We start from the raw sequence: 24,723 nt of genomic DNA, 5'->3' as shown, positions 1-24,723 counted from the left end.
CGGGCGCCGGCGGGTCAGCCCACGAGCACGTTCGGCCGGCCGAAGCCCTGGGCCTCGCACAGCGCGTAGTAGGCGCGCAGCGTGCCCGGGCCGTCGGTCACCGACGTGATGTCGCCGTCGGCGTCCAGGTTGAGGTTGGCGCCGTACATCTGGAACCACACGCGGGTGTCCGGCTCGACGCAGGTGAGCGTGTGCACGGAGCCGGCGGGCTCGTACAGGAAGGAGCCGGCGCGGTTGACGTAGTCGTACTCGGCGTACTTCCACGCGCCCGACGTCGTGTAGCCGTAGACCGGACCGGTGTGCCGGTGCGTCTCGACGGCGAAGCCCGGCTGGAAGACGTTCTCGACGATCCAGAGGCCCTCCTCCTCCTTCACGCACAGCACCTTGAGCTTGTTGCCGTCGCCGATCTCGACGAACGGCAGGTCCTCGGAGCCGATGTGAACCGCGGGGCGGCCGGTGGCGATGGTCATGGGGTTCCTCCCGGAGACTGCGTCTGTAACGGTGTAACAGCATGCCTCAAGGACCGGTCAGTTTCGAGAGTCGCGTGGGATGGGCAACATCATCGATCGCATGGCGACGGGGATGGGGACGGGACATGGGACAACTCGACGGCAGGGTCGCGGTGGTCACCGGCGGCGCGAACGGGATCGGCCGCGCGTGCTGCGAGCGGTTCGCCGAGGAGGGGGCCGACATCGTGGTCGCCGACATCCTCGACGAGGCCGCGATGGACACCATCGGGGCGGTCGAGAAGCGCGGCCGGCGGGCCACGTACATGCACACCGACGCGAGCAGCCCGACCGACACCGAGACCGTGATGCAGCACGCGATCGACATGTTCGGCGCGATCGACATCCTGGTCACCGCCGCCGGGATATCCACGGCCGACTACGTGAGCGGCCGCCCGAGCCCCGAGATCGCGATCGAGCGGGACCCGATCAAGCGCTTCACCGACAGCCCGCTCGGCGAGTGGCAGCGCGTCCTGGACGTGAACCTGACCGGCACGCTGCTCGCGGTACAGGCCGCCGCGCGGCGGATGGTCGACCAGGGCCGGCGCGGCTCGATCATCACGGTCGCGTCGATAGCCGCGAAGCACCCCGAGGCCGGCACCCCGGCGTACTCGGTCTCGAAGGCGGGTGTCTGGATGCTGACGAAGCAGGCCGCGCTCGTGCTGGGGCCGGCCGGGATCCGGGTCAACGCGATCGGTCCGGGCTTCATCGAGACCAACATGACTGCGGTGTTGCGGGGGATGCCGGAACTGGAGCAGCGGCTGCTCGGCAGCGTGCCGCTGGGCCGGATGGGCAGCGCGCGCGAGGTGGCGAACGCCGCGCTCTTCCTCGCGAGCGACCAGTCGTCCTACTTCACGGGCGAGATGCTGCACCCCGACGGGGGCTTCTACACCGACTGACCGGCCTGCGGCCGGGTGTCCTCAAACGCCGGACGGGCTGATTCCGGCCGGCTTCGGCCGATCGACCCGCCGGCGTTCGAGGCCGAACGCGGTCCGGACGGCTAGCGGCCCCGGGCCTTGACCAGGCCCGTCTCGTACGCGAGGACCACGACCTGTACGCGGTCGCGCAGTCCGAGCTTCATCAGGATCCGGCCCACGTGGGTCTTGATGGTTGCCTCGGACAGGAACAGGCGCTGCGCGATCTCCGCGTTGGACAGGCCCTGCGCAACGAGCATCATCACTTCCAGCTCGCGCTCGGTCAGCGCGTCCACCACGTCGGGGCGGGGCTCGTGGTCGCTGGGCAGGATCGGCGCGAAGCGGTCGAGCAGGCGCTTGGTCGTGCTCGGCGCCACCACCGCGTCGCCGGAGGCCACCGCGCGGATACCGGACAGCAGCTCCGGCGGCGGGACGTCCTTGAGCAGGAAGCCGCTCGCGCCCGCCTTGAGCGCGGCGAACGCGTACTCGTCCAGGTCGAACGTGGTCAGCATCAGCACCTTGGGCCGCAACCGGCCCTCGGGCAGCACGAGCGCGTTCTCGCCGGTCTCGGCGCAGATCCGCCGGCACGCCTCGACGCCGTCCATCCGCGGCATCCGTACGTCCATCAGGACCACGTCCACGTCCACGTGCCGCAGCTTCTCCAGCGCCTCGACACCGTCGCCCGCCTCGGCGACCACGCTCATGTCGGGCTGTGCCTGCAACACCATGGTGAAACCGGTCCGCAGCAATTCCTGGTCGTCGACCAGCATCACCTTGATGCTCACTTGGCTCCTTGAAGTGTCGTCCTACCGGGCGCGACGGAGGTGGGCTCGGGGCGCCCGGCGTAGGGCAGCGTCGCGGTGACCGACCACCCGCCGGACACGGCCGGGCCGGTCCGCAGTCGGCCGCCGAGCATCGCGACCCGCTCGCGCATGCCGACCAGACCATGGCCCATGCCGTCCCCCGGCGCCGCGGCTCCCCGCCCGTCGTCGCTGATCTCCATCTCCAGGCCATCTTCCCCGTAGCCGACGCCGACCGTCGCGGTGGCATCGGGCCCGGCGTGTTTGCGGGTGTTGGTCAGCGCCTCCTGGACGATCCGGTAGGCCGTGAGCGCGACGCTCTGCGGCAGCTCGACCGGGACGCCCTCGACCTTGAGCTCGACGTTGAGACCGGTCGTACGGACCTGGTCGACCAGTTCGGCGAGCTGGTCGACGCCGGGCTGCGGGACGTACGCCTCGGACTCGGCCTGCGAGCGCAGCACGCCCAGCAGCCGGCGCATCTCGGCGAGCGCCTCGCGCCCGGTCGCCGCGATCGTGCCCAGCGCCTCGCGGGCCTTGTCGGGCGACGCGTCGATCGCGTACGCCGCGCCGTCGGCCTGGACCACCATCACCGACACGTTGTGCGCCACCACGTCGTGCAGCTCGCGCGCGATCCGGGCCCGCTCGGCCGCCGCCGCGATCTGCGCCTGCTGATCGCGCTCGAACTCCAGGCGGGTGGCCCGCTCCTCCAGCTCGGCGTAGAACGCCCGCCGGGTGCGCATCGAATCGCCGAGCACCCACGCGATCGCGAGCAGCACCATGACGAAGCCGAAACCGATGACGTTGTCGCGGAACGAGGACTCCTGCGATTCCGGGAAGCGCCCGAGCAGGATCGCCGGCCCGAGCACGGTCATCGCGAGCCCCACCCGCGAGAGCCATCGCGGTCCGGACTTGGCGGCCGTGTACAGCACGACGAGCATCGCGTAGTTGGCCGCGGTGAGCGAGCCGTCCCACACCAGTTGCATCAAGCCGCCGGCCACCACGAGGGCGGTCGCGGTCAGCGGGCGCACCCGGTGCAGCGCCATGCCCAGGCTGAGCAGTGTCACGATCAGGAACCACCACCAGCGCGGAACGTCCACGGTGGTGTCCGAGACGACCTGCAGCAGTCCGAGGCCGAATACCGGAATCGTGCACACCGAGTCGACCCACAGGGGGTGTGCTCGCAGCCAGGCATAGATTCGTTGCACACTTCGACGCTACGGGGACCCGCGCGTCCGCGCGTCAGCCCGGGTGCCGAATCATCCCTCCGCCGCAAGTCGCACCCGAACGCACCGCCACCCCGACCCGGGTCGGGGACTCAGGGGCCGTCGACTCGGGGACGGACCGGGAGTCGGGCGTGCACCCGCCAACCGCCGCCCGGTCGCGGGCCCGTCTCCAGGCAGCCGCCGAACAGCGCGACCCGCTCGCTCATGCCGACCAGGCCGTGGCCCATCCCGTCGCCGGGCGCCGCCGCGCCGCGGCCGTCGTCGCCCACGTCGAGCTCGACGTCCTCCCCCACGTAGCGCAGGTTCACGAGCGCGGTGACGTTCGGGCCGCCGTGCTTGCGGGTGTTGGTGAGCGCCTCCTGGACGATCCGGTACACGGTCAGCGCGACGCCCTGGGGCAGCTCGACGGGCACCCCCTCGACCTTCAGGTCGACCGGCAGGCCCGCGTTGCGGACCCGATCCAGGAGGTCTTCGAGCTGTTCCACGCCGGGCTGCGGGACGTAGGCGCCGCCCTCGCCCTGCGAGCGCAGCACCCCGAGCAGGCGCCGCATCTCGGCGAGCGCCTCGCGCCCGGTCGCGGAGATCGTGCCGAGCGCCTCGCGGGTCAGCTCGGGCGCGCTGTCCAGGGCGTACGCCGCGCCGTCGGCCTGGACCACCATCACCGACACGTTGTGCGCCACCACGTCGTGCAGCTCGCGCGCGATCCGGGCCCGCTCGCTCGCCGCCGCGATCTGCGCCTGCTGGTCCCGCTCGCGCTCCAGCCGGTCGGCGCGGTCCTCCAGCTCGGCGTAGTACGCGCGCCGGGTGCGCACCGAGTCGCCGAGCACCCACGCGATCACGAACGGACCCATCAACAGCAGGGTGAACAGCGTGACGCCGGTGACCCCGACATCCGGTTCGTCCCACCAGCGCACGACCGCGGCGATCGGCGCGAGCACGCCGCCGACGAGCGCCGTGCGCGAGGCCCAGCGCGGGCTGTACGCGGCGGCGCTGTACGCGATCGCGGGCATCGCGAGCGCCTCGGCACCCGGAGGTATGTCGTCGAAGAGCTGGAAGACCCCGATCACGATGGTCAGGACCAGGGCCGGGGTGGGATTGCGCCGCCGGATCAGCAGCACGACCGACATCGCGCTCAGCGCGATCAGATGGGGGACGTCGGGCGTGCCGGGCTGGTCGATGATCACCTCGAAGAGGCCGAACATGAGCAGCAGCAGTGCCCATGCCCCGTCCACGAGCAGGGGGCGTCGCCGAAGCCAGGCGTACAGGTGGTGCACACAGCGAGGGTAGACGGGGTACACGCGTTCGCCCGCACTCCGAACGGACCGGCCCACACCGACCTCGCGCGCACGCCGCCCGCTCGGGGCCGGTACCGTCGGAGGCGATGGAACACAGGCTGACCTGGAAGGAAGCCACCCGTCGGGCGCTGTACGGAGCCGAGGGCTTCTACCGCAGGCCCGAGGGGCCTGCCGGGCATTTCCGGACCTCCGTACACGCGTCCCCACTGTTCGCCCGCGCGCTCGCCGACCTCGCCGCGGCGGCGGGCCTGGCCGCGGTCGTCGACGTGGGCGCCGGGCGTGGCGAGTTGCTGGTCGCGCTCCGCCGGATCGCGCCGCACCTGGAGCTGATCGGCGTCGACGTCGCCGACCGTCCCGAGGCGCTGCCGCCGTCGATCGCGTGGGGCCCCGAGGTCCCCGAGGGCGGCGACGCGCTCCTGGTCGCCAACGAGTGGCTGGACAACGTCCCCGCCGATGTCGCGCAGGTGGACGAGCACGGCGTTCCGCGGCTGGTCGAGGTGGACGTGCGCACCGGGCGCGAGGAACTCGGCGCGGCCGTCCACGGCGACGACGCGCGCTGGCTGGATCGCTGGTGGCCGCTGCTCGGCGCGGAGCCGGGCGCCCGCGCGGAGATCGGCACGACCCGGGACGCGGCGTGGGCGCGCGCGATCGAGCGCCTGGGGCGCGGCGTCGCGGTCGCGATCGACTACGGCCACCTCGGCGGCGAGCGGCCGCCGTACGGATCCCTCACGGGCTATCGGCAGGGTCGCCAGGTGCCGCCGGTCCCGGACGGCACCTGTGACGTGACGTGCCACGTGGCGATGGACGCGGTCGCGGCGGCGGGCGAGGCCGCGGGGGCGCGCGGCACCGTGCTGACCACGCAGCGGCGCGCGCTCCGGGCCCTGGGCGTCGACGGCCGGCGCCCGCCGTACGAACTGGCCCGCACCGACCCGGCCCGCTATCTCGCGGGGCTGCGGGACGCCGGCGAGGCCGGCGAGCTGACCGCCTCGGGTGGACTGGGCGACTTCCACTGGCTGGCCCAGGGCGTGGGCATGGATGTGCCGATCGCGCTGCGGTGACCGGGGTGACGGGTCGGTTCGGATTCGGGCCCTGTCCGGGTGGGCCGGCCTGCGGCCTGCTGTCCTCGAACGCCGGACGGGCTGAGTCAAGCCCGGCCTGCGGCCGCTCGTCCTCACGCCCCGGACGGGCTGATTCCAGCCCGTCCGGCGCTTGAGGACCGACGTCAGCTGTCGCCGAGGGCGCCGGACGCGCGGAGTTCGGCGATCTTCGCGTCGTCGTAGCCGAGCAGGTCGCTCAGCACGGCCGCGCTGTGTTGGCCGACGGTCGGTGCCCGGTCCGGGAGCGGGAGCGTCTCGCCGACGAACTTGATCGGCGACGGCAACTGCTCGGCGCCGAGCCGCTCCTTGTCGATCCACGGGAACCGGTGCCGGAACTGCGGGTCCTCGGCGATCGTCTTCGGCGTGTTCACCGGCGCGATCGGCGTGTTCGCCTCGTTGCCGAACTCGATCCACTCGCGCGCGGTGCGGGTCGCGAAGATGTCCCTCAGGATCCCCCGCAGCTCGACGTTGCCGACCGCGTGGTCCGCGTACTTCGAGCCGGGCCAGCGCTCGAACAGGTCGGCGCGGTCGACCGCCTCGCAGAAGTTCTTCCACAGCGACTGCTCGGACGCCATGAACAGCACGTGGCGGTCGTCCTTGGTCGCGTAGATCTGGTAGCGGACGCCCTTCTCCATGCCGCCGGTGCCGGGCGCGCGGCGCTCGTAGCCGTCCGACTTGTTGCCGGTGACCTCGGACTCCGGGCGCTCGTACGCCTTCCAGGTCTCGCTGCGCAGCCAGTCCATCGACGCGGCGGCGTCGGACTGCGCGATGTCGATCACGCTGCCCTCCCCGGTGGCCCGCGCGCGGATGATGCCCGCGAGCACGCCGAGCGCGCCGAACATCGGGCCGGCGTGGATGCCGATCGACGCGTGCTCGGGCAGGTACGGGAAGCCGTCCTCGGTGATCGCGGGCTTCACCACGCCGGCCCAGGTGTCGTAGGCGACCCCGTGGCTGGGCATGTCCCGGTACGGACCGGTGGCGCCGTAGCCGGAGATGGTGCAGAACACGATCCTCGGGTTGATCTTCCGCAGGTCCTCGTAGCCGATCCCGCGTCGCGCGAGGCCGCCCGGACGCATGGCCTCGATCACCGCGTCGGCGTCCTTGACGAGCGCCTTGAAGGTCTCGATCGCCTCGGGCTTCCTGAGGTCCAGGACCAGTGACTTCTTGCCGCGGTTCACGTGGAGGTGCATCAGGGAGTTGCCCTCCACGATGGGCCACGTCATGTCCCGGATGTAGTCCCCCTGCGGCGGCTCGATCTTGATCACCTCGGCGCCGAGGTCCACCAGCGACGAGGTGATCGCGGCCGGTCCCAGCATCGAACATTCGATGATGCGGACCCCCGCGAGCGGGGCCCCACCCTTCGACTCGACCTGACTCATCGCTGCCTCCCTGCAAATATGACGATGCGTCAGATATTAACGGGCACCCCCGTCGGGGGAAGAGGCCGGACCTGACGAACTGTCAGATCCGTTGTGGATCCAGCGTTCCGCGCCCGCCTCGCGCCGCCCGATACGGGAGCGTTCGGCCTGTTCCGCGACCATCGCCTCGGCCTCGGCCGCGTCCCGTCGGGCCGCCTTGACGTGGACGGGACCCGGGGTCGAGTCCAGGTGCACCGACGCCAGGCCGAGCCGGCGTTCCCACGGGCCCTGGGTGCGGCGCACGCTCTGGACCTTCGCGTGCGGGATGACGTCGAGGATCCGGTGGAATCGGCCGCTGCGGGCCACGAAGACCTCGGCGTCGGCGCCGTACGCGAGCGCCGTCCAGCCGACCGGGTCGTGCCACCGGGCCCGGCGCGGCGCCGGGATCAGCTCGATCGCGTCGACGTCGACGCCCGGCAGGATCTGCCCGAGCAGCCCGTGCGCGATCGCGCGCGGCGCGACCGGGAGCAGGATCGTCTCCTTGTTGTCCACGTCCTTGCCACCGTAGCCGGCCACGTTGATCTCGACCCGGACCCACCCGCGCAGCCGCCACGGCCACGGCTGCACGATCCGCACCGCCTGCACCCGGCCGGGCGGCACCGTCTGGTGCCGCTGTTCGAGCAGGCCGTGCTGTAGGCGCAGGCCGTCCGGCGAGCGGGCCACGGTGAAGTCGAAGTTGCGGATCACCCGTCCCACGGTGAACTGCCACGCGGCCAGGAACAGCGGCAGGAAGCCGAGCAGGAACGCGATTTCGTGGAACACGAGCGCGACGACCACCACGGCCACGCTCGGCGCGATCGCGGCCCAGGTGGCGACCGAGAGCAGCACCGACCCGATCACCGCCGACAACGGCACCGACACCAGCGCCTGCTCGGGCGCCTCCCCCACGTCGGGCCGCACCCCGGCGGCCCGGGCCAGCAGTTCGGCGCGCAGCTTCTGCGCGTCGGCCTCGCCCAGGAACGACAGGCTCGCCTCGGCCTTGTCCCCGCCCGCGACCTGGAGCTGGAGTTCGGCCAGGCCGAACAGTCGGGCGGCCAGCGGACGCACGATGTCCACCGCCTGGAGCCGGGACAGCCGCACGTGCCGGGTGCGCCGGAACATCACCCCGGAATCGATCCGCAGGTCGTCGCCCTCGATCCGGAACGTGGTGAACCACCACGACACGTAGCCGTACGCGAACGCGATCGGCACCACCACGACCAGCCCGATGCCCAGTCGACTCGGCGTCGCCCACCCGGTGTTGACGTTGTGCACGACCACGCCCAGACAGGCCGCGATGACCACCCAGCCGCGGGCCGGCGGGGTCAGCGGGTGCAGCCGGCGCGGCTCCCCCGGCCCGGCGCTCACAGCCCGGCCGATCGGGCCTCGCCGAGCGCCGCGAGCCGATCGCGCAGCCGGGCGGCCTCCTCCGGGGGCAGTCCGCGCACGACCGCGTCCGAGGAGGCCGACGCGGTGTGCAGCGTCACGGTGGCGATCCCGAAGCGCCGCTCCAGCGGCCCGGCCTCGACGTCCACGAACTGCATCCGCCCGTACGGCACCACGACCAGCCGGCGAAACTGCACGCCGTGCTCGATCAGCAGGTCGTCCGCGCGCTCGGCGTACCGCCACGACCGCTGGTTGCGCCGGATCGCGCCGACCCCCCAGCCGCACAGCACCGCACAGCCGACCACGAGCGCGAGCCCGGCCCACCACACCACGAAGTACCCGAGCGGCCCACCGCCGAGCATGGCGACCAGGAAGCCCGTACCGAGCAGCAGCGCACGGCGCATCGTGTACAGCTGTTCCGAGACGGAGCGCCAGTCGAGATCGGGGGGAGCCAGAGCGTCATCGGCCGGTTTCATGGGGCAACCTTCCCAGGTGGGCATACAAGGGTGCGAAGGACCGCGCGACTACTGACAGACTCAGGACTCATGACAGTCAGGACCGCCAGGACCGTGGGCGTCGGTATCGGCGCCGATCAGCTCGACACGACCGACATGGTGCTCAACATCGGGCCCCAGCATCCCTCCACGCACGGCGTGTTGCGGCTTCGACTCGTGCTCGACGGCGAGCGGATCGTCTCGGCCGAGCCGATCGTCGGGTACATGCACCGCGGCGCGGAGAAGCTCTTCGAGGTCCGCGACTACCGGCAGATCGTGATGCTCGCGAACCGGCACGACTGGCTGAGCGCGTTCGCGAACGAGCTGGGGGTGGTGCTCGCGGTCGAGCGGATGCTCGGCATGGAGGTGCCGCAGCGCGCGGTGTGGGCGCGGACCCTGCTCGCCGAGTTGAACCGTGTCCTCAACCACCTGATGTTCCTGGGCTCGTATCCGCTGGAGCTGGGCGCGATCACTCCGATCTTCCACGCGTTCCGCGACCGCGAGGAGATCCAGGCGGTGATGGAGGAGATCTCCGGCGGGCGGATGCACTTCATGTTCAACCGGGTCGGCGGGCTCAAGGAGGATCTGCCGGCGGGTTGGACGGGTCGGGTACGGCACGCGATCGCGATGGTCCGCTCGCGGCTGGCGACCCTGGACGACCTGGTCGCGGGCAACGAGATCTTCCGCGCCCGTACCCGCGGCGTGGGCGTGCTGACGCCGGCCCAGGTGGCGGCGTACGGCGTGAGCGGGCCGATCGCGCGCGCGTCCGGGGTGGACTTCGACCTGCGCCGCGACGAGCCGTACCTGGCCTACGGCGAACTGTCGGACGTGCTCCGGGTGGTCACCCGCGAGGAGGGCGACTGCCTGGCCCGGTTCGAGTGCCTGCTCGAACAGGCGCACGTGAGCCTGGACCTCGCCGACGCGTGCTGCGACCGCCTCGACGTGCTCCCCCAGGGGCCCGTGAACCTGCGGCTGCCCAAGGTGGTCAAGGCCCCCGAGGGCCACACGTACGCCTGGACCGAGAATCCGCTCGGCCTCAACGGCTACTACCTGGTGTCGCGCGGCGAGAAGACCCCGTGGCGGCTCAAGCTGCGGTCGGCCTCGTACAACAACGTGCAGGTGCTGTCCGAGCTGCTGCCGGGCTGCCTGATCGCCGACATGGTGGCGGTCCTGGGCTCGCTGTTCTTCGTCGTGGGCGACATCGACAAGTGACCCCGCGACCGCAGCCGCGGTCGCCCCGCCGGGGTCCTCCCCGTCAGGCGTGCTTGCGGACGTCGATCCGGGGGATCTCCTCGGTGTCGTCGTGCGCCGTGAGGTCGACCGGGAGCGGCTTGGCCTGCCGGACCGGGCGAGCGGGCTCGAACCCGGCCGGGGCGAAGCGGACGCCGTGGCCGCGGCGCTCCGGCGCGGCGGCCGGAGTCGGCGGGGCGGCCGGCGCCTCGGGCCGAACGGGGTCGACGATCCGGTCGGCCTCGATGTCGTCGAACTCGGTATCCACGGCGGCCGGCGCCTCGACCGCTTCCCGGTCCTCGCCGTGCGGGCGGCCCGCGACCAGCGCGTCGTAGCGGGCCTCGGGCCCGAACAGCTCGTCGGTCAGGAAGCCGGTTTCCTCGGGCTCGGCCGGTCGGCCGCGGGTCCCGAAGAAGTCGAACGCCCCGGTTGCTCCGGTGTCGGCCACCCGCCGGGTCACCTCCAGCACCTTGTCCCGCACCATCCGGGTCACCTCGGCGGTGCCGGCGGCGGAGTTCGCGGCCGGGGCCTCGGCGCGGACGGGGGCGGGTACCGCTTCGGCTGCCTGCTCGGGCTCGGTCACGTCTGCCACCTCTGCTATCTCTGCCACCTCGACGGTGGATCTGGACGCGGTGTCCGTCGTGCGGCGGTCGAACCGCTTCAGCTCGACGGGCGGCGCGATCGGCGCGGCGGCGCGATCCTCGGCACCGACCGGCTCGTTCGCGGGAGCCCGCGGAGCGGGCGTGTCGGTCGCGGGCGGCGCGCCGACGCGCACCGGCTCGGCGGGTCGAGGCGGCCGGGCGGCCCGCTGCTGCCCCTGCTTGCGTTCCTGCCCCTGCTTCCCTTCCCGGTCCTGCTCCTGCTCCCGCTCCGCGGGGCCGAACATCGAGGCCGCGTAGGCCGGGACCAGATCCGGCGAGGACACCGGAGGGCGGCGGACCTCGGGGCCGACGGCGGGGGCCGCGGGTCGCGCCTCGCCGCCTCGGCGGTCCGGCACCGCCGCGCCGCGCGCGAGCGGATCCGCGGTCGGCGGCCGCGCGGCCGACACCGGGTGGGTCGCGGCCGCGTCGAGGACGATCCCGTGCTCGCCCGAACGCTCGTTCACCGCGCGTAGCTCGTCGGTCGTCCGCTCCCGCTCACGGCGCCGCGCGACGGACTCCTCGGCTGCCCGCCGGTGGTGTGCGGTCGTCCCGCGAACCACCCACGTGATCGCGCCGGCGGCCGACAACACGCCGAGCAGAACGGCGATCCGAAGCGTGGTCGCACCTCCCGCGGCGACCGCGAGCACGACGGCGACCAGCGCCGGCGCGCATATGGCGGCAAGCAGGGATATGCGTGTGGCGGTCGAGACCTGGCGATGGCGTCCACGGGGCATGCAGCAGACGTTAGCGCGCACCCGTACGGACACGCATGGCGCCATGCCATGCGGTTTCGCCTTGGTGTGATTATTGCCTTCGGACCCGGCGTCCCCCGGCACTACCGGGCCGCCGGCCTCGAACGCCGGCCGGACCCGGCCGGCGTTCGAGGGTGTCCGCGCCCACGGCGGGTGCCGCCGCGTCGGATCGACTCAGATCAGGCCCTTGGACTTCAGGTAGGCCTTCGCGACGTCGGCCGCCTTCTTGCGGTCCTGGTCGACCTGCTTGTTCAGGTCGGTCAGGTCCGCGGTCGTGAGCACCGGGGTGAGCTTGTCCAGGATCGGCAGGATCTTGTCCGCCTTGGCCGTGTTGACCACCGGCAGGACGTTGTCCGCGTTCTGCAGCTTCTTGTCGTCCTCGAGCACCACGAGCCCGAACGCGTCGAGCGTCGCGTCCGTCGAAGTGGTCAGGACCAGTTGGTCCTTGCCGTCCTTGACCGCCTGCTTCGCGGGGACCGTGCCGACCCCGAGCGGGTCCACGCCGGACACCTTGATGCCGTACGTCTTCTCCAGACCCGGTGCGCAGAACGGGCGGGCCTTGCACTCCTCACCCGCGGCGATCTTCACCTCGACGCCGGCCTTGCCGAGGTCGGAGAGGGTCTTGAGGTTGTGCTTCGCGGCGAATTCCTTGCTGACCGCGAACGCGTTCTGGTCCACCGCCTGCGAGGGCGTGCCGGTCTTGAGCCCCAGCGGGCCGGCGAGCGTGTTCAGCGCGGCGACCGTCGCCGTCACGTCCGGGGACGCGACCGGCGCGTTGGTACTGGCGTCCTTGCCGTTCTTCTTGACGTTGAGGAACTCCGCCATCGTCGCCGCGTACTCCGGCACGACGGCGATCTTGCCCTTCTCCAGCTCGGGTTCGTAGAGCTCACGGTTCTTGACCGTCTTTATGCTCGCCTTCACCCCGCCCTTGTCGAGCAGCTGTTTGTACATCTGCGCCAGGATCTCCGACTCGGTGAAGCCGGCCGAACCGACCACCGTCTTGTCGTCGTCCGAGGACGAACAACCCGTCGCACCCACCAGGAACACCAGGGTCAGCCCCGCGGCCACCCCCGCCGTCACGCCCGTCCTACCGCGCCGCATACGCATGCGGTGCACCGCCCTTTCCGTACTCACGAGGTCACACCGCCACGCGGCGTCCGGGCCGTGAACCGCTGCGCGAGCGCGAACAGGCCCTCCACCACCAGAGCCAGCGTGGCGACGAGGATTGCCCCCGCCACCACCTGGCCGTTGTCCTGCAGGTCGAAACCGGCCGTGACGATGCGCCCGAGACCGCCCCCCGCGACCAGTGCCGCGAGTGTTGCCGTCGCGACAACCTGGACGGCACACGTCCGAATTCCCGTCATGATCAACGGAAGCGCCAACGGGAGCTCCACCCGGAACAGCATCTGGCCGCCCGTCATGCCCATTCCGCGCGACGCCTCGACCACGTCCCGGTCCACTTCCCGCATCCCGACGTACGCGTTGGTGAGCACCGGCGGGATCGCGAACAGCACCAGCGCGATGATCGTCGCGGTGTCGCCCATCCCGATCGGACTGAGCCCGAGCAGTACGAGCACCGCGAACGTCGGGATCGCGCGCCCGATGTTGGAGATGTTGATCGCCGGCGTCCCGCCCTTGCCGAGGTGGCCCAACCACAGCGCGATCGGCAGCGCGATCGCCACCGCGATCAGTACGCACACCGCGGTCAGCACGATGTGCTCGGTGAGCCGATTCCACACCCCGCTCTCGCCGCTCCAGTTGGAGCCGTCGGCGAGCCAGTCCCACGCGTCCCCGAGTACGTTCACGCCGCCGCCCCCGCCTCGAGCTCGACCTCGGCCGTGGGCGCGGTCACCGGGGACCGGCGCCGCATGCGTCCACTCGCGCGCTCCCACGGCGTCAACAGCCGCTGTACGCCGAGCAACAGCAGGTCGGCGGTGATCGCGAGCGCGACGCACAGCACCGACGCGGTCAGCACCTGTGCCTTGAAGAGCGTGTCGATGCCCGAGTAGATCAGGTTGCCGAGCCCGCCCGAACCCACGATCGCGCCGACCGTGGTGAGCGCCACGGTGGACACCGTCGCGACCCGCACGCCCGCCATGATCGCGGGCAGCGCGAGCGGCAACTCGACCTGGAACAGCAACCGCCCCGACCCGTAGCCCATGCCCCTCGCCGCCTCGACCACGTCGGGCGGCACCGACTGCAGCCCGGCCAGCATGTTCCGAACCAGGATGGTCAACGAGTACAGCACCAGCCCGATGATCACGGTCGTTTCCGTAAGCCCCGTGAAAGGTTGCAGGATCGCGAACATCGCGAGCGAGGGGATCGTGTAGAGGATGGTCGTCGAGCCCAGCAGCACACTGCCGGCCGGCCGCCATCGCCGGGCCGCCAGGGCCATCGGGAACGCGACGAGCAGGCCGATCAACACGGAAACGGCGGTGAGGTAGACATGTTCACGCAACGCCGTGGTGATCTCCTCGGAGTACTCGTCCAAGTACTTCCCACAGACCCACGAGTTGCGCGTCAGGCAGTCACCGGAGGCCACAATCACGGGCCGGACCCTACCCCAGCGTTCATATGACCATTCCCGTGATCGCCGCCACACCCGGTGCGTGAGGCGGGCGGCCCGGGTACGTTGCCACCCCTGGGGGTCGGGCATCGTCCGGGTCTCCGAACACCTGCCACGTCCGTCCGCCATACCCCCGGAGGGTTCCCATGATCCGGCTCGACCGCGTCACCAAGCGGTACCCCGACGGCACGGAGGCGGTCGCGGAACTGTCCCTGGAGGTCGCCGCGGGCGAGCTGGTCACCCTCGTCGGTCCCTCCGGATGCGGCAAGACCACCACCATGAAGATGGTCAACCGGCTGATCGAGCCCACCTCGGGGCGGATCTTCCTGGACGACGAGGACATCACCCGGGCCGACCCGGTCAAGCTGCGCCGGCGGATGGGCTACGTGATCCAGTCCGGGGGCCTGTTCCCGCATCGCACCGTGATCGAGAACACCGTCACGGTGCCGAGTCTGCTCGGCTGGGATCGCAGGAAGGCCAAGGCCCGCGCCGTCGAACTGCTCGACATGGTCGGCCTCGACCCGGCCAAGCTGGGCGATCGCTACCCGCACCAGCTCTCCGGCGGTCAGCGCCAGCGCGTCGGGGTGGCCCGCGCGCTCGCGGCCGATCCGCCCGTGCTGCTCATGGACGAGCCGTTCGGCGCGGTGGACCCGGTCGTGCGCGAGCGGCTGCAGACCGAGTTCCTGCGCCTCCAGCACGAGCTCAAGAAGACGATCCTGTTCGTCACGCACGACATCGAGGAGGCGGTCCGCCTCGGCGACCGGATGGCGGTGTTCTCGATGGGCGGCCACATCGAGCAGTTCGACACGCCGTCCAGCGTGCTCGGTGCGCCCGCGAACGACTACGTGGCCGACTTCGTCGGCGCGGACCGCGGGCTCAAGCGCCTGTCGGTGACCGAGATCACTCCGGAAGACCTCGAAGTCCCGCCGATCGTGCGCCTGGACGACCCGATGCCGGAGGCACTCGCGAAGCTGCGCGAGGCCGGTTCGCGCTGGGCCGTCGTGCTCGACGACGACGGCAATCTGCACGGCTGGGTCGACGACCGCCAGTCCGTCGCCGGCACGGTCCGCGACCGCGCGCGGCGGATGGAGGCGTGGGTGCCGGTACGGGCGTCGCTCAAGCAGGCCTTCGGCGAGATGCTGCAGCACGACGCGGGGTGGATCGCGGTCGTGGACGGCGACCGCTTCGTGGGCGTCCTGACGCCGGCCAAACTGCACGAGGCCCTGCGGCGGTCGATCGGTGCGGAGGAGCTCGACATCCCCCTGGCCGAGGTCGTGCTCGACACCATCGAGGGCTGAGATTCGTGCTCGATCGCCGGACGGGCCGGGAACGAGCCCGTCCGGCGATCGAGGACGACTATGCCTTTGCGGCGGGGTCGTCGGGGTCCTCCGGGACGCGGAGTATGCGTTCCAGGTACAGGGAGGCGGCGACCAGCAGCACCCCCGCGCCCACGGCGAAGGCGCAGCGTCGGGCCTGCTCGGAGCGTTCGGAGACCTCCAGGAAGCCGGTCAGGTAGAGCGCGTAGCCGCCGTACAGGCCCACCACGAGCGCGCCGACCAGCGAGCTGGCCTTGGCGAAGACCACCGCGCGGGCGGCCGTCAACGGGTCCACCGGGCGCGCGTCCACCCGCCGCTCGCGCTGCGCCTTCAACCGCGAGCGCAGCGACAACGCGGTCGCCAGCGCGATCGCGGCCAGGCACAGGAGCACGATCGGGGCCAGGACCGGGACACCCGGCGGCGTACCGCGCGAATCCCACAGGTCGATCCCGGCATACGCGACGCCACCCGCCGCGAGGGCGAGCGCGAGCAGGACGAGCGGGCGCGTGGGCTTCATCGGTCTGCGGTCAGCTCCAGGTCGTCACGGCGGTGTACCCCTTCGAGGCCCACCTGCGCGAGCAGGTCGGCGACCCGGCCGTGGCCCGGTACCTCCGCCTCGGGGTCGATGTCGTGCCACGGCGCGAGCACGAACGAGCGCTCGTGCGCCCGAGGGTGCGGCAGCGTCAGGCGCGGGTCGTCCTGCACGACGTTCTCGAACCAGATCACGTCGACGTCGAGCGTGCGCGGGCCCCAGCGTTCGACCCGGACCCGCTGGAAGGCCTCCTCGACCGAGTTGCCGCGCTCCAGGACCAGGTCCGGGGTCAGCAGCGTGCGCAGCTCGACGACCGCGTTGAAGTAGGTCCCCTGCTCGGGACCGCCCACCGGCGCGGTCTCGTACACCGGGGAGACCCGGGTCAGGCTCACGCCCGGGGTGTCGGCGATCTCGTCGATCGCCCCCTGGAGGGTCTCCAGGCGGTTGCCCAGGTTGCTGCCGAGCGCGAGCACGACCCGGCTCCAGGTCAGCAGCGCGCGCTGTGCGGTGGTCTCGACGGCGGGCTCCTCGGCCGGCTCGCGCGACGACGCGTCGACGGCGTCGGTCATCAGGACCGCCCCCGCACGATGGTGACGGTCACGTCGTCGAACGGGACGGTGATGGGCGCGTCGGGCTTGTGCACGATCACTTCGACCTCCTGGACCAGCGGGCGGGCGAGGCAGACGTCGGCGATCCGCTGCGCGAGCGTCTCGATCAGGTCGACCGGGTCGCCCTGGACCACACCGACCACGTCCTCGGCGACCTCGCCGTAGTGCACGGTGAGGGTCAGGTCGTCGGACCGCGCGGCGGGTCGGGTGTCGACCCCGAGCACGATGTCGACGACGAAGGTCTGGCCCTCTTCGCGTTCCTTCGCGAACACTCCATGGTTGCCGCGGGCCTTCAGTCCCCGCAGCGAGACGCGGTCCAGCATCAGTCGCCTCCTCGGCGCGTATCCCATCACTGCGCACCTCGGCGGCCGGTCACGGGCCCACCGAGGGGCGGTCGCGCCGACGGCCGGACCACCTCTGTGCGGTACGAATGTACCCAGCGATCCGGACAGGTTTCGCCGTCCGGGTGCCGCAAGCGCGCACAAACCACGCCCAAATGGGGTCGCGAACGGTCAGATCTCCTCTTCCGCGTCGACCTCGGCCATCACCGGGGACGCGTGGTGCAGCCACAACCGCCAACCCGTCGGTGTCCTGCGGAAGACGTTCGTGACGACCGCGCGGCCGCCCGCGAAGCCGGCCTCGTCGCCGCCGTCCTCCTCGGCCATCCCGGTGAGCATGTTCGCCGTACAGGACAGCACCGCGACCTCGCCGGCCAGCTTGACCTCGACGTCGGTCAGGAAGAACTGGACGTAGGCGGTGTTGGCCATGATCAGCGCGTACGACCGCAGGATCTCGGCCCGCCCGTGCAGCGCGGGCCAGCCCGGGTGCACGCAGGTGACGCTCGGCGCGTCGGGGCCGTCGGCCCAGATCGCGCCGAGGGCGTCGATGTCGCCCTCCTCGACGGCCGTCCACAGCGCGAGGTTGACCTCGCGTACCGCGTCCGCCTCGGGCGTCGTCTGGTCGTCAATCGGGTTCATCGGGCCTCCTGCCAGGCAGCCGCCACCTTGACCGCGTCGAGCGAAGCGGGCACCTCGTGCACACGGACGGCCCACGCGCCCGCGGCGGCGGCCAGCGCGGAGACCGCCGCCGTCGCGTCGTCGCGCCCGCGGGGCGGGCGCAGTGAGCCGTCCTCGGCGGCCAGCAGCCGCCCCAGGAACGTCTTGCGGGACGCGGCCACGAGCAGCGGCCGGCCGAGTTCGTGCAGCACGTCCAGGTGGGCGAGCAGCGGCCAGTTGTGCTCGGCCGTCTTCGCGAAGCCCAGGCCCGGGTCGAGCACGATCGCCTCGGGGTCGACACCGGCCGAGACGACCTTGTCCATCCGCTCGGCCAGTTCGGCGCGCACCTCGGCGACCACGTCGGCGTAGACCGCGTTGTTCTGCATCGCCCGCGAGTGCCCGCGCCAGTGCATGACCACCACCGGTACGCCGCTCTCGGCCACGTACGCGGCCATCGCGGGGTCGGCGAGCCCGCCGCTGACGTCGTTGACCAGTCGCGCGCCGGCGTCCACCGCCGCGCTCGCGACCTCGACCCTGGTGGTGTCCACGCTGACCACCGCACCGGCCGCGGCCAACTCGCGCACCACCGGCACGACGCGACGCAACTCCTCGTCCACATCCACACGTCCGGCCCCCGGCCGGGTCGACTCGCCGCCCACGTCGATCAGATCCGCGCCCTGTTCGAGCAGCCCGAGTCCGCGCGTGACGGCGGCCTTCGAGTCGAACCACAGACCGCCGTCGGAGAACGAGTCGGGAGTCACATTGACCACACCCATGACCGCGCACCGGCCGAACTCGGGCAGGCCGCGCACCCGTGGCGGGCGGGCGGGGGCCCGATGTCGCGGGCCGGTCGTCGCTGTCATGGGGAACAGAGTAGGGGTTGACCGGGCGCTGCCCGGTCAACCCCTGACTACTGCGTCGCGACTTGTTATCGGCGCGGAACCCGCTACCGACTCAAGATCAGGCTCATCGCCTCGGCGCGCGTCGCCGCGTTGAGCAACTGCCCGCGAACGGCCGACGTGACCGTGCGCGCACCCGGCTTCCGTATGCCGCGCATGGTCATGCACAGGTGCTCGCACTCGACGACCACGATCACCCCGCGCGGACGCAGGATGCTCACGAGCGCGTCGGCGATCTGCGTGGTCAGCCGCTCCTGCACCTGCGGACGCTTGGCGTACACGTCCACCAGGCGCGCGAGCTTGGAGAGCCCGGTGATCTGACCGTCCTCGGACGGGATGTAGCCCACGTGCGCGACCCCGTGGAACGTCACGAGGTGGTGCTCGCACGTGCTGTAGACCTCGATGTCCTTGACCAGGACCATCTCGTCGTGGCCGAGGTCGAAGGTCGTGGTCAGGACGTCCTCGGGATTCTGGCGCAGGCCCCCGAAGATCTCCTGGTACGACCTGGCCACCCGTGCCGGGGTGTCCTTGAGACCCTCGCGGTCGGGGTTCTCCCCGACCGCGATCAACAACTCCCGAACCGCACGCTCGGCGCGGTCCTGGTCGAACTCACCCACGGCACTACCGTCAAAGGTGACCGGGTCGATCGTCACGTTCAGTTCTCCGGAGTATCGGACGGGGGCTCGGGGAGCGTTACCGCACCGCCGGATCCCGTCGTGGTGCCCGTCGTAGAGGTGGGCCCACCGTTGAGAACCCCGTTCTCGCTGCCGCCGCCGGAGAGCGTGAGCTCGCGGGGCGTCATCACGGGCGGGCGGCTGGACGGCTGGCGCCGGCTGGACCCCGTCCACGCGGGACGGGAGGGGCGCTTGGTGACCGGAGCGAAGATCTCGGCGACCTGGGCCTTGTCCAGGGTCTCCTTCTCCAACAGCTCCAACACCAGGTTGTCCAGCACGTCCCGGTTCTCGATGAGAATCTCCCACGCTTCGTTGTGGGCGGTCTCGATGAACCTCTTGACCTCTTCGTCGACGATAGCCGCGACCTCTTCGGAGTAGTCGCGCTGGTGACCCATTTCACGACCCAGGAACGGCTCTCCGCCGTCGTTCCCGAACTTGATCGCGCCCAGGCGCTCCGTCATGCCGTACTGCGTCACCATCGAGCGGGCAAGGCCGGTGGCCTTCTCGATGTCGTTCGACGCACCCGTGGTCGGGTCGTGGAAGACGAGCTCCTCCGCCGCGCGCCCACCCAGCATGTAGGCGAGCTGGTCGAGCATCTCGTTGCGCGTCGTGGAGTACTTGTCCTCTTCGGGCAGGACCATCGTGTAGCCGAGCGCGCGACCGCGGGACAGGATCGTGATCTTGTGCACCGGGTCGGTGTTCGGCAGGGCGTGCGCCACCAGGGCGTGGCCGCCCTCGTGGTACGCGGTGATCTTCTTTTCCTTGTCGCTCATGATCCGGGTGCGCTTCTGCGGCCCGGCCACGACACGGTCGATCGCCTCGTCCATCGCCAGTGCGTCGATCAGCTTGGCGTCGGCTCGGGCGGTCAACAGCGCGGCCTCGTTGAGCACGTTCGCGAGGTCGGCGCCGGTGAATCCCGGCGTGCGCCGCGCGACGGCCTTGAGGTCGATGTCGTCGGTGACCGGCTTCCCCTTGGCGTGCACCTTGAGGATGTCCCAGCGGCCCTGCATGTCGGGACGGTCGACCGCGATCTGCCGGTCGAAGCGCCCCGGGCGCAGCAGCGCCGGGTCCAGGATGTCCGGCCGGTTCGTCGCGGCGATCAGGATCACGCCGCCCTTGACGTCGAAGCCGTCCATCTCGACGAGGAGCTGGTTGAGCGTCTGCTCGCGTTCGTCGTGCCCGCCGCCCATGCCGGCGCCGCGGTGTCGACCGACGGCGTCGATCTCGTCGACGAAGACGATCGCGGGCGCGTTGGCCTTGGCCTGCTCGAACAGGTCGCGCACACGGGACGCGCCGACACCGACGAACATCTCGACGAAGTCGGAACCGGAGATCGAGTAGAACGGCACACCGGCCTCACCCGCGACCGCGCGGGCGAGCAGCGTCTTGCCGGTGCCGGGCGGGCCGTAGAGCAGCACGCCCTTGGGGATCTTCGCGCCGACCGCCTGGAACTTGGCGGGCTCCTGCAGGAACTCCTTGATCTCGTGGAGCTCCTCCACCGCCTCGTCCGCGCCGGCCACGTCGGCGAAGGTCGTCTTCGGGGTGTCCTTGGAGATCAGCTTGGCCTTGGACTTCCCGAAGTTCATGACTCGGGAGCCGCCGCCCTGCATCTGATTCATCAGGAACAGGAAGACCACGACGATGAGCACGAACGGCAGGAGCGAGAACAGGATGCTGACGATCGTGCTCTGCTTGCTGAGCTTGACCGTGTAGGAGTCCTGGATCTTGCCCTGCTCGTACTTCGACTGAAGCAGGCGCTGGATCTCCACGCCCTGCTCGTCGATGTACGACGCCTTGATCTTGTTGTGCTTGTCGACCTTCACCCCGTCGATCAGGGTGAGCTCGATTGACTGATCGTTGCCGCCGATGAGCTTGGCTGACTTGACCTGGTCGTTTTGGATCGCCTGGATCGCCTTGCCGGTGTCGACACCCTTGAAGCCGCTCGACGAGGAGACGAGCTGCATCAGGAGGATCACAGCAATGACGGCCAGCGCGATCCACATGACCGGCCCGCGGAAATAGCGCTTGACGTCCATCGATGCGGGGCAGCAGACGCCCCGTCCCTCCTGCCGACTTTTGACCCGGACGCCTCATGGCCCCCGGGTACGTTGCCTGTCCGGTATCGCCCCGGCACGGTCGCCCCGTGCTGATCGGATGTCACTGCGTTGAACGGTACACCGGGTGTCCGCACGCCAATGCGCCGCGCGTTGCCTCGCGTTGCGCGCCGTCGTATACCGGCCCCCGGTGAACCCTCCAACGAGGGGAAACGTTCCCCTTGTTCCCGGATGCTGCCATCGGATGCCGATTCCGCGAATCCGAGGCCTCGACCGATGCGCCCGGGGCGTGTCCCGAAGGCTCAGATCGGCTTCGCACCGCCGTACACGTGTTCGGCCAGTGTGCCGACGAACGGCAGGTTGCGGTAGCGCTCGGCGTAGTCGAGGCCGTAACCCACCACGAACTCGTTGGGGATGTCGAAGCCCACGTACTTGACCGGGATGTCGACCTTGGCGGCCTCCGGCTTGCGGAAGAACGCGCACACCTCGAGCGAGGCGGGGCCGCGCGAAGTGAGGTTGGCCAGCATCCACGAGAGGGTCAGACCCGAGTCGATGATGTCCTCGACGACCAGGACGTGCCGACCCGCGATGTCCGCGTCGAGGTCCTTGAGAATGCGCACGACGCCCGAGGACTTGGTCCCGGAGCCGTAGGACGACACCGCCATCCAGTCCATCTTGACCGGCGAGTGCACCGCCCGGGCGAGGTCGGCCATGACCATGACGGCGCCCTTGAGCACGCCGACGAGGAGCAGATCCTGACCCTGGTAGTCCTCGTCGATCCGCTCGGCGAGCTCGACGAGCTTCGCCTCGATCTCCTCCTGCGTGACGAGGACCCTTGCGAGGTCGGCGCCCATGTCCTTCTCGTCCACCACATGCCTTACTACGAAGTTTTCGACTGAGCCCCGCGGTCACCGGTCAGGGTTGAGCCGGCCGGTGAAAGAGAAGCCTGCCACACCGCCTGCGTATCTCGACGCCCCCGGGCAGGTGGATGGGTCCCTGGCCGTGCCACGAGATCACCAGCTTCTCGACGGCCTCGACGTGGCGTGCGAACAGCGCGCCGGACGGACTGCCCGCGCCGACCGCCGTGCGGCGGAGCACCCGGCGGCGGACCGCGGCCGGCAACTCGGCCAGGCCGGCGACCTCCAGCTCGCCGTCGCCGTGGGTGACGTCGGCCTGGGCCCGGTCGGCCCACTGGTCGAGCGCCTCGGCGTCGTCGCGGAACAGCCGCGCGGTGCGGGCCAGCGCCTCGGAGACGCCGGGGCCGAGCGCCTTCTCCAGGACGGGGAGCACCTCGTGCCGGACCCGGGCCCGGGTGTAGGCGGGATCGGCGTTGTGGGGGTCCTCCCAGGGCAGCAGGTTCTGCGCGACGCAGGCCTGGCGGGTGATGTCGCGGCCGAGTTCGAGGAACGGGCGCTGGTAGTGGCCGGTCAACGGCGGCATGCCCGCCAGCGAGCGGGCGCCGGAGCCGCGCGCGAGCCCGAGCAGGACGGTCTCGGCCTGGTCCTCCAGGGTGTGCCCGAGCAGCACGAGCGCGGCGCCGTGCGTGCTCGCGGCGGTGTCCAGCGCGGTGTAGCGGGCAAGGCGCGCGGCGCCCTCGGGTCCGCCCCGGGTGCCGACCGTGACGCCGAGCGCGTCGACGGGGGCCAGGCCGAGGTCGCCCAGCCGGGAGACCAGGTCCACGGCCCGGCGGGTCGAGCCCGCCTGCAGGCCGTGGTCGACGGTGATTGCACCCGCCCGAAGCCCCGCACGCGGTGCCTCGAACGCGGTGGCCGCTGCGAGCGCCAACGAATCCGCGCCACCACTGCAGGCCACCAGGACGAGGTCACCCGGTTGCAGCTCGCGCAGGGTCTTGCGGACGGCCAGCCTGGTGGCGGCCACGGCGGGATGGGGTCCCACGGCTCGACGACACCTCCTTGCACGTCCGGTTCGGCCGGTTCGCGGAGGTCGCGGCCTCCGCGAGAAACGCCGAAGAGAATTGGTTCGCCCACGCTACGTCACCCGAAGCGCCCGGGACGGCAGACACCACGGGATGTCGCCCGGATGGGGACGGTGGCGCGGGCCACCGCGCCCCTGGGGCGTGTCCGAGGACACGCCCCAAGCGGTCCTACTCCGCGTCGGGCGAGGCGTCGGTCGGCTCGGGCCCCGGCATGCCGGCCTTGCCGTGCACACGGTCCACCCAGCTGCCGGGGTCGGCCACCTCGGCCTTGGTCGGCAGGGTGTTCGGCGATGTCCACACCCGGTTGAAGCCCTCCATGCCGACCCGGCCGACGACCTCGCGCACGAAGCGCTCGCCGTCGCGGTACTGGCGTAGCTTCGCGTCCATCCCGAGCAGCTTGCGCAGCGCCTGGTCGAGCCGCCCGGTGCCCTGCGCGCGGCGCTCGGCGAACTTCTCCCGGATCTCCCCGACGGTGGGGATGACCTGCGGCCCGACCCCGTCCATCACGAAGTCGGCGTGCCCCTCCAGGAGCGACATCACCGCGGTGATCCGGCCCAGGATCTCGCGCTGTTCGGGGGTCTGGACCAGCTCGACGAGCGAACCGCCCTCGCCCTCGGCGCCCGCCCCGCCGCGGCGCGACCCGACGAATGTCTGGACCGCCTCGCGCAGCCGCCCGAGCACCGCCGACGGGTCGACCTCGGTCTGCCCGAGGAACCCGTGGATCTCCTGTTCGAGGTGGTCGCGCAGCCACGGCACGGCCGTGAACTGGGTCCGGTGGGTCTCCTCGTGCAGGCACACCCACAGCCGGAAGTCGTGCGGGTCCACGTCCAGCTCGCGCTCGACCTGGACGATGTTGGGGGCGACCAGGAGCAGCCGCCCGGGGCCGTGCCCGGTCGCGCCCGGTGCCTGCGGCGCGAACGTCTCGTATTGTCCGAGCACGCGCGAGGACAGGAACGCGAGCAGCGTGCCCAGCTCCAGGCCGGTCACCTTGCCGCCCACGGTGCCCAGCGCCGCGCCGCCGGGCATCGCCTCGCGCCGCTGCTCGACCTTGTCCAGGAGCGGCCGCAGGACGTGCCGGAATCCCTGCACGTTGGCGCGCGCCCACCCCGGTCGATCCACCACCAGGACCGGTGTGTGGTTGTCGCCCGAATCGAGTCCCGTGAACGCCCGTACATGCCCCTCGGACGTCTTGGCGTGCGCGCGCAGCTCCGCCACGACGGCCCGCGCCTCGTCCCGCCCGACGTCGGGTCCCGGCCGCACGAGCCGGTTCGCCGTCGCCACGGCCAGGTCCCAATCGATCATGTCCGCACCGTTGCCGCTCGTCATATGGCCACGTTACGTGCTCGGCGCGCCCCCGAAAGAGGAACCGGGGCCGGTGAATCCATCACGTTCCGGTTTTGCCGAACAC

25 protein-coding genes are annotated in these 24,723 nt (G+C 71.2%); 4 read left to right on the top strand and 21 right to left on the bottom strand.

Going from position 1 to position 24,723, the window contains the following annotated elements:
- Positions 1–14: 14 nt before the first annotated feature.
- A complete protein-coding gene (locus tag OG928_RS19030) occupies positions 15–470 on the bottom strand; it encodes a 2,4'-dihydroxyacetophenone dioxygenase family protein (RefSeq protein ID WP_406285250.1) in 456 nt (151 codons plus the stop codon).
- A 125-nt stretch (positions 471–595) separates the two neighbouring features.
- On the opposite strand from OG928_RS19030, the gene OG928_RS19025 reads away from it, so the two are divergent.
- The gene (locus OG928_RS19025) at positions 596–1,405 is read left to right on the top strand and encodes an SDR family NAD(P)-dependent oxidoreductase (protein WP_406285248.1); all 810 of its coding nucleotides are present in this window, start codon (positions 596–598) and stop codon (positions 1,403–1,405) included.
- A gap of 101 nt (positions 1,406–1,506) precedes the next feature.
- On the opposite strand, the gene OG928_RS19020 is transcribed toward OG928_RS19025, so the two are convergent.
- From OG928_RS19020 to OG928_RS19010, 3 genes are all read right to left on the bottom strand, one after another.
- Positions 1,507–2,205, bottom strand: coding sequence for a response regulator (locus OG928_RS19020; RefSeq protein ID WP_406285246.1), 699 nt, complete (start codon positions 2,203–2,205; stop codon positions 1,507–1,509).
- Positions 2,202–3,425, bottom strand: coding sequence for a sensor histidine kinase (locus OG928_RS19015; RefSeq protein WP_406285244.1), 1,224 nt, complete (start codon positions 3,423–3,425; stop codon positions 2,202–2,204). The genes OG928_RS19020 and OG928_RS19015 overlap by 4 nt, the downstream gene beginning before the upstream one ends.
- A 110-nt stretch (positions 3,426–3,535) precedes the next feature.
- A complete protein-coding gene (locus OG928_RS19010; protein WP_406285242.1) occupies positions 3,536–4,717 on the bottom strand; it encodes a sensor histidine kinase in 1,182 nt (393 codons plus the stop codon).
- 107 nt (positions 4,718–4,824) lie between these two features.
- Here OG928_RS19010 and OG928_RS19005 point away from each other — a divergent pair, with 107 nt between their 5' ends.
- Positions 4,825–5,796 carry an SAM-dependent methyltransferase gene (locus OG928_RS19005; RefSeq protein WP_406285240.1) on the top strand — a complete coding sequence of 324 codons (972 nt, stop codon included), beginning with the start codon at positions 4,825–4,827 and terminating at the stop codon, positions 5,794–5,796.
- Between the two features lie 164 nt (positions 5,797–5,960).
- Here the strand turns inward: OG928_RS19005 and OG928_RS19000 are convergent, their stop codons facing one another.
- Genes OG928_RS19000 through OG928_RS18990 form a run of 3 tightly spaced genes read right to left on the bottom strand, consistent with a single transcriptional unit; the run spans position 5,961 to position 9,094 of the window.
- Positions 5,961–7,214: a CaiB/BaiF CoA transferase family protein gene (locus OG928_RS19000; protein WP_406285238.1), complete on the bottom strand. Its 1,254-nt coding sequence runs from the start codon at positions 7,212–7,214 to the stop codon at positions 5,961–5,963.
- Between the two features lie 36 nt (positions 7,215–7,250).
- Entirely contained in the window at positions 7,251–8,600 is a 1,350-nt protein-coding gene (locus OG928_RS18995) for a PH domain-containing protein (protein WP_406285236.1), read from the bottom strand.
- Complete coding sequence (locus OG928_RS18990; protein WP_406285234.1) at positions 8,597–9,094, bottom strand: PH domain-containing protein; 498 nt, start codon at positions 9,092–9,094, stop codon at positions 8,597–8,599. The genes OG928_RS18995 and OG928_RS18990 overlap by 4 nt, the downstream gene beginning before the upstream one ends.
- A 69-nt stretch (positions 9,095–9,163) precedes the next feature.
- Here OG928_RS18990 and OG928_RS18985 point away from each other — a divergent pair, with 69 nt between their 5' ends.
- Positions 9,164–10,324, top strand: coding sequence for an NADH-quinone oxidoreductase subunit D (locus tag OG928_RS18985; RefSeq protein WP_406285232.1), 1,161 nt, complete (start codon positions 9,164–9,166; stop codon positions 10,322–10,324).
- 43 nt (positions 10,325–10,367) lie between these two features.
- Here the strand turns inward: OG928_RS18985 and OG928_RS18980 are convergent, their stop codons facing one another.
- The 4 genes from OG928_RS18980 to OG928_RS18965 form a co-directional block, all read right to left on the bottom strand.
- Positions 10,368–11,717, bottom strand: a complete 1,350-nt coding sequence (locus OG928_RS18980) for a hypothetical protein (RefSeq protein ID WP_406285230.1) — start codon at positions 11,715–11,717, stop codon at positions 10,368–10,370.
- A 192-nt stretch (positions 11,718–11,909) separates the two neighbouring features.
- Complete coding sequence (locus OG928_RS18975; protein ID WP_406291072.1) at positions 11,910–12,842, bottom strand: ABC transporter substrate-binding protein; 933 nt, start codon at positions 12,840–12,842, stop codon at positions 11,910–11,912.
- 23 nt (positions 12,843–12,865) lie between these two features.
- Entirely contained in the window at positions 12,866–13,540 is a 675-nt protein-coding gene (locus tag OG928_RS18970) for an ABC transporter permease (protein ID WP_406285228.1), read from the bottom strand.
- Complete coding sequence (locus tag OG928_RS18965) at positions 13,537–14,277, bottom strand: ABC transporter permease (RefSeq protein ID WP_406291070.1); 741 nt, start codon at positions 14,275–14,277, stop codon at positions 13,537–13,539. Before OG928_RS18965 ends, OG928_RS18970 begins: the two co-directional genes overlap by 4 nt.
- A 170-nt stretch (positions 14,278–14,447) precedes the next feature.
- On the opposite strand from OG928_RS18965, the gene OG928_RS18960 reads away from it, so the two are divergent.
- Positions 14,448–15,599, top strand: a complete 1,152-nt coding sequence (locus OG928_RS18960; RefSeq protein ID WP_406285226.1) for an ABC transporter ATP-binding protein — start codon at positions 14,448–14,450, stop codon at positions 15,597–15,599.
- Positions 15,600–15,657: 58 nt separating this feature from the next.
- Here OG928_RS18960 and OG928_RS18955 read toward each other — a convergent pair whose 3' ends face one another.
- The 10 genes from OG928_RS18955 to OG928_RS18910 all read right to left on the bottom strand — a co-directional run bounded on the left by OG928_RS18955 (position 15,658) and on the right by OG928_RS18910 (position 24,641).
- Positions 15,658–16,134 carry a DUF3180 domain-containing protein gene (locus tag OG928_RS18955; RefSeq protein WP_406285224.1) on the bottom strand — a complete coding sequence of 159 codons (477 nt, stop codon included), beginning with the start codon at positions 16,132–16,134 and terminating at the stop codon, positions 15,658–15,660.
- Positions 16,131–16,718: a 2-amino-4-hydroxy-6-hydroxymethyldihydropteridine diphosphokinase gene (folK, locus tag OG928_RS18950; protein WP_406285222.1), complete on the bottom strand. Its 588-nt coding sequence runs from the start codon at positions 16,716–16,718 to the stop codon at positions 16,131–16,133. The genes OG928_RS18955 and folK overlap by 4 nt, the downstream gene beginning before the upstream one ends.
- Complete coding sequence (gene folB, locus OG928_RS18945; RefSeq protein WP_406291068.1) at positions 16,718–17,077, bottom strand: dihydroneopterin aldolase; 360 nt, start codon at positions 17,075–17,077, stop codon at positions 16,718–16,720. The genes folK and folB overlap by 1 nt, the downstream gene beginning before the upstream one ends.
- A 192-nt stretch (positions 17,078–17,269) precedes the next feature.
- Positions 17,270–17,734, bottom strand: coding sequence for a nuclear transport factor 2 family protein (locus OG928_RS18940; protein ID WP_406285220.1), 465 nt, complete (start codon positions 17,732–17,734; stop codon positions 17,270–17,272).
- Positions 17,731–18,615 carry a dihydropteroate synthase gene (folP, locus tag OG928_RS18935; RefSeq protein ID WP_406285217.1) on the bottom strand — a complete coding sequence of 295 codons (885 nt, stop codon included), beginning with the start codon at positions 18,613–18,615 and terminating at the stop codon, positions 17,731–17,733. Before folP ends, OG928_RS18940 begins: the two co-directional genes overlap by 4 nt.
- An 83-nt stretch (positions 18,616–18,698) precedes the next feature.
- Positions 18,699–19,304, bottom strand: a complete 606-nt coding sequence (folE, locus tag OG928_RS18930) for a GTP cyclohydrolase I FolE (RefSeq protein WP_406285215.1) — start codon at positions 19,302–19,304, stop codon at positions 18,699–18,701.
- A gap of 2 nt (positions 19,305–19,306) precedes the next feature.
- On the bottom strand, positions 19,307–21,361 hold the full coding sequence (ftsH, locus tag OG928_RS18925) for an ATP-dependent zinc metalloprotease FtsH (protein WP_406285213.1): 2,055 nt from the start codon (positions 21,359–21,361) through the stop codon (positions 19,307–19,309).
- Positions 21,362–21,681: 320 nt separating this feature from the next.
- Entirely contained in the window at positions 21,682–22,248 is a 567-nt protein-coding gene (hpt, locus tag OG928_RS18920) for a hypoxanthine phosphoribosyltransferase (RefSeq protein WP_406285210.1), read from the bottom strand.
- Positions 22,249–22,294: 46 nt separating this feature from the next.
- A complete protein-coding gene (gene tilS, locus OG928_RS18915; RefSeq protein ID WP_406285208.1) occupies positions 22,295–23,275 on the bottom strand; it encodes a tRNA lysidine(34) synthetase TilS in 981 nt (326 codons plus the stop codon).
- 208 nt (positions 23,276–23,483) lie between these two features.
- A complete protein-coding gene (locus OG928_RS18910) occupies positions 23,484–24,641 on the bottom strand; it encodes a zinc-dependent metalloprotease (RefSeq protein WP_406285206.1) in 1,158 nt (385 codons plus the stop codon).
- Between the last annotated feature and the right edge of the window lie 82 nt (positions 24,642–24,723).

This window comes from Embleya sp. NBC_00896 (assembly GCF_045207785.1).
In the GTDB taxonomy this organism is placed as follows: Bacteria; Actinomycetota; Actinomycetes; order Streptomycetales; family Streptomycetaceae; genus Embleya.
This window is presented reverse-complemented; position numbering and strand designations above follow the sequence as displayed.

Coding starts and splice junctions, on each gene's coding strand:
- OG928_RS19030 (WP_406285250.1), bottom strand. CDS start 470: ATGACCATCGCCACCGGCCGCCCCGCGGTTCACATCGGCTCCGAGGAC.
- OG928_RS19025 (WP_406285248.1), top strand. CDS start 596: ATGGGACAACTCGACGGCAGGGTCGCGGTGGTCACCGGCGGCGCGAAC.
- ftsH (WP_406285213.1), bottom strand. CDS start 21,361: ATGGACGTCAAGCGCTATTTCCGCGGGCCGGTCATGTGGATCGCGCTG.
- OG928_RS18960 (WP_406285226.1), top strand. CDS start 14,448: ATGATCCGGCTCGACCGCGTCACCAAGCGGTACCCCGACGGCACGGAG.
- OG928_RS18985 (WP_406285232.1), top strand. CDS start 9,164: ATGACAGTCAGGACCGCCAGGACCGTGGGCGTCGGTATCGGCGCCGAT.
- OG928_RS19000 (WP_406285238.1), bottom strand. CDS start 7,214: ATGAGTCAGGTCGAGTCGAAGGGTGGGGCCCCGCTCGCGGGGGTCCGC.
- OG928_RS18980 (WP_406285230.1), bottom strand. CDS start 11,717: ATGCCCCGTGGACGCCATCGCCAGGTCTCGACCGCCACACGCATATCC.
- OG928_RS18940 (WP_406285220.1), bottom strand. CDS start 17,734: ATGAACCCGATTGACGACCAGACGACGCCCGAGGCGGACGCGGTACGC.
- OG928_RS19005 (WP_406285240.1), top strand. CDS start 4,825: ATGGAACACAGGCTGACCTGGAAGGAAGCCACCCGTCGGGCGCTGTAC.
- folK (WP_406285222.1), bottom strand. CDS start 16,718: ATGACCGACGCCGTCGACGCGTCGTCGCGCGAGCCGGCCGAGGAGCCC.
- OG928_RS18990 (WP_406285234.1), bottom strand. CDS start 9,094: ATGAAACCGGCCGATGACGCTCTGGCTCCCCCCGATCTCGACTGGCGC.
- OG928_RS18955 (WP_406285224.1), bottom strand. CDS start 16,134: ATGAAGCCCACGCGCCCGCTCGTCCTGCTCGCGCTCGCCCTCGCGGCG.
- OG928_RS18910 (WP_406285206.1), bottom strand. CDS start 24,641: ATGACGAGCGGCAACGGTGCGGACATGATCGATTGGGACCTGGCCGTG.
- OG928_RS18975 (WP_406291072.1), bottom strand. CDS start 12,842: ATGCGTATGCGGCGCGGTAGGACGGGCGTGACGGCGGGGGTGGCCGCG.
- folP (WP_406285217.1), bottom strand. CDS start 18,615: ATGACAGCGACGACCGGCCCGCGACATCGGGCCCCCGCCCGCCCGCCA.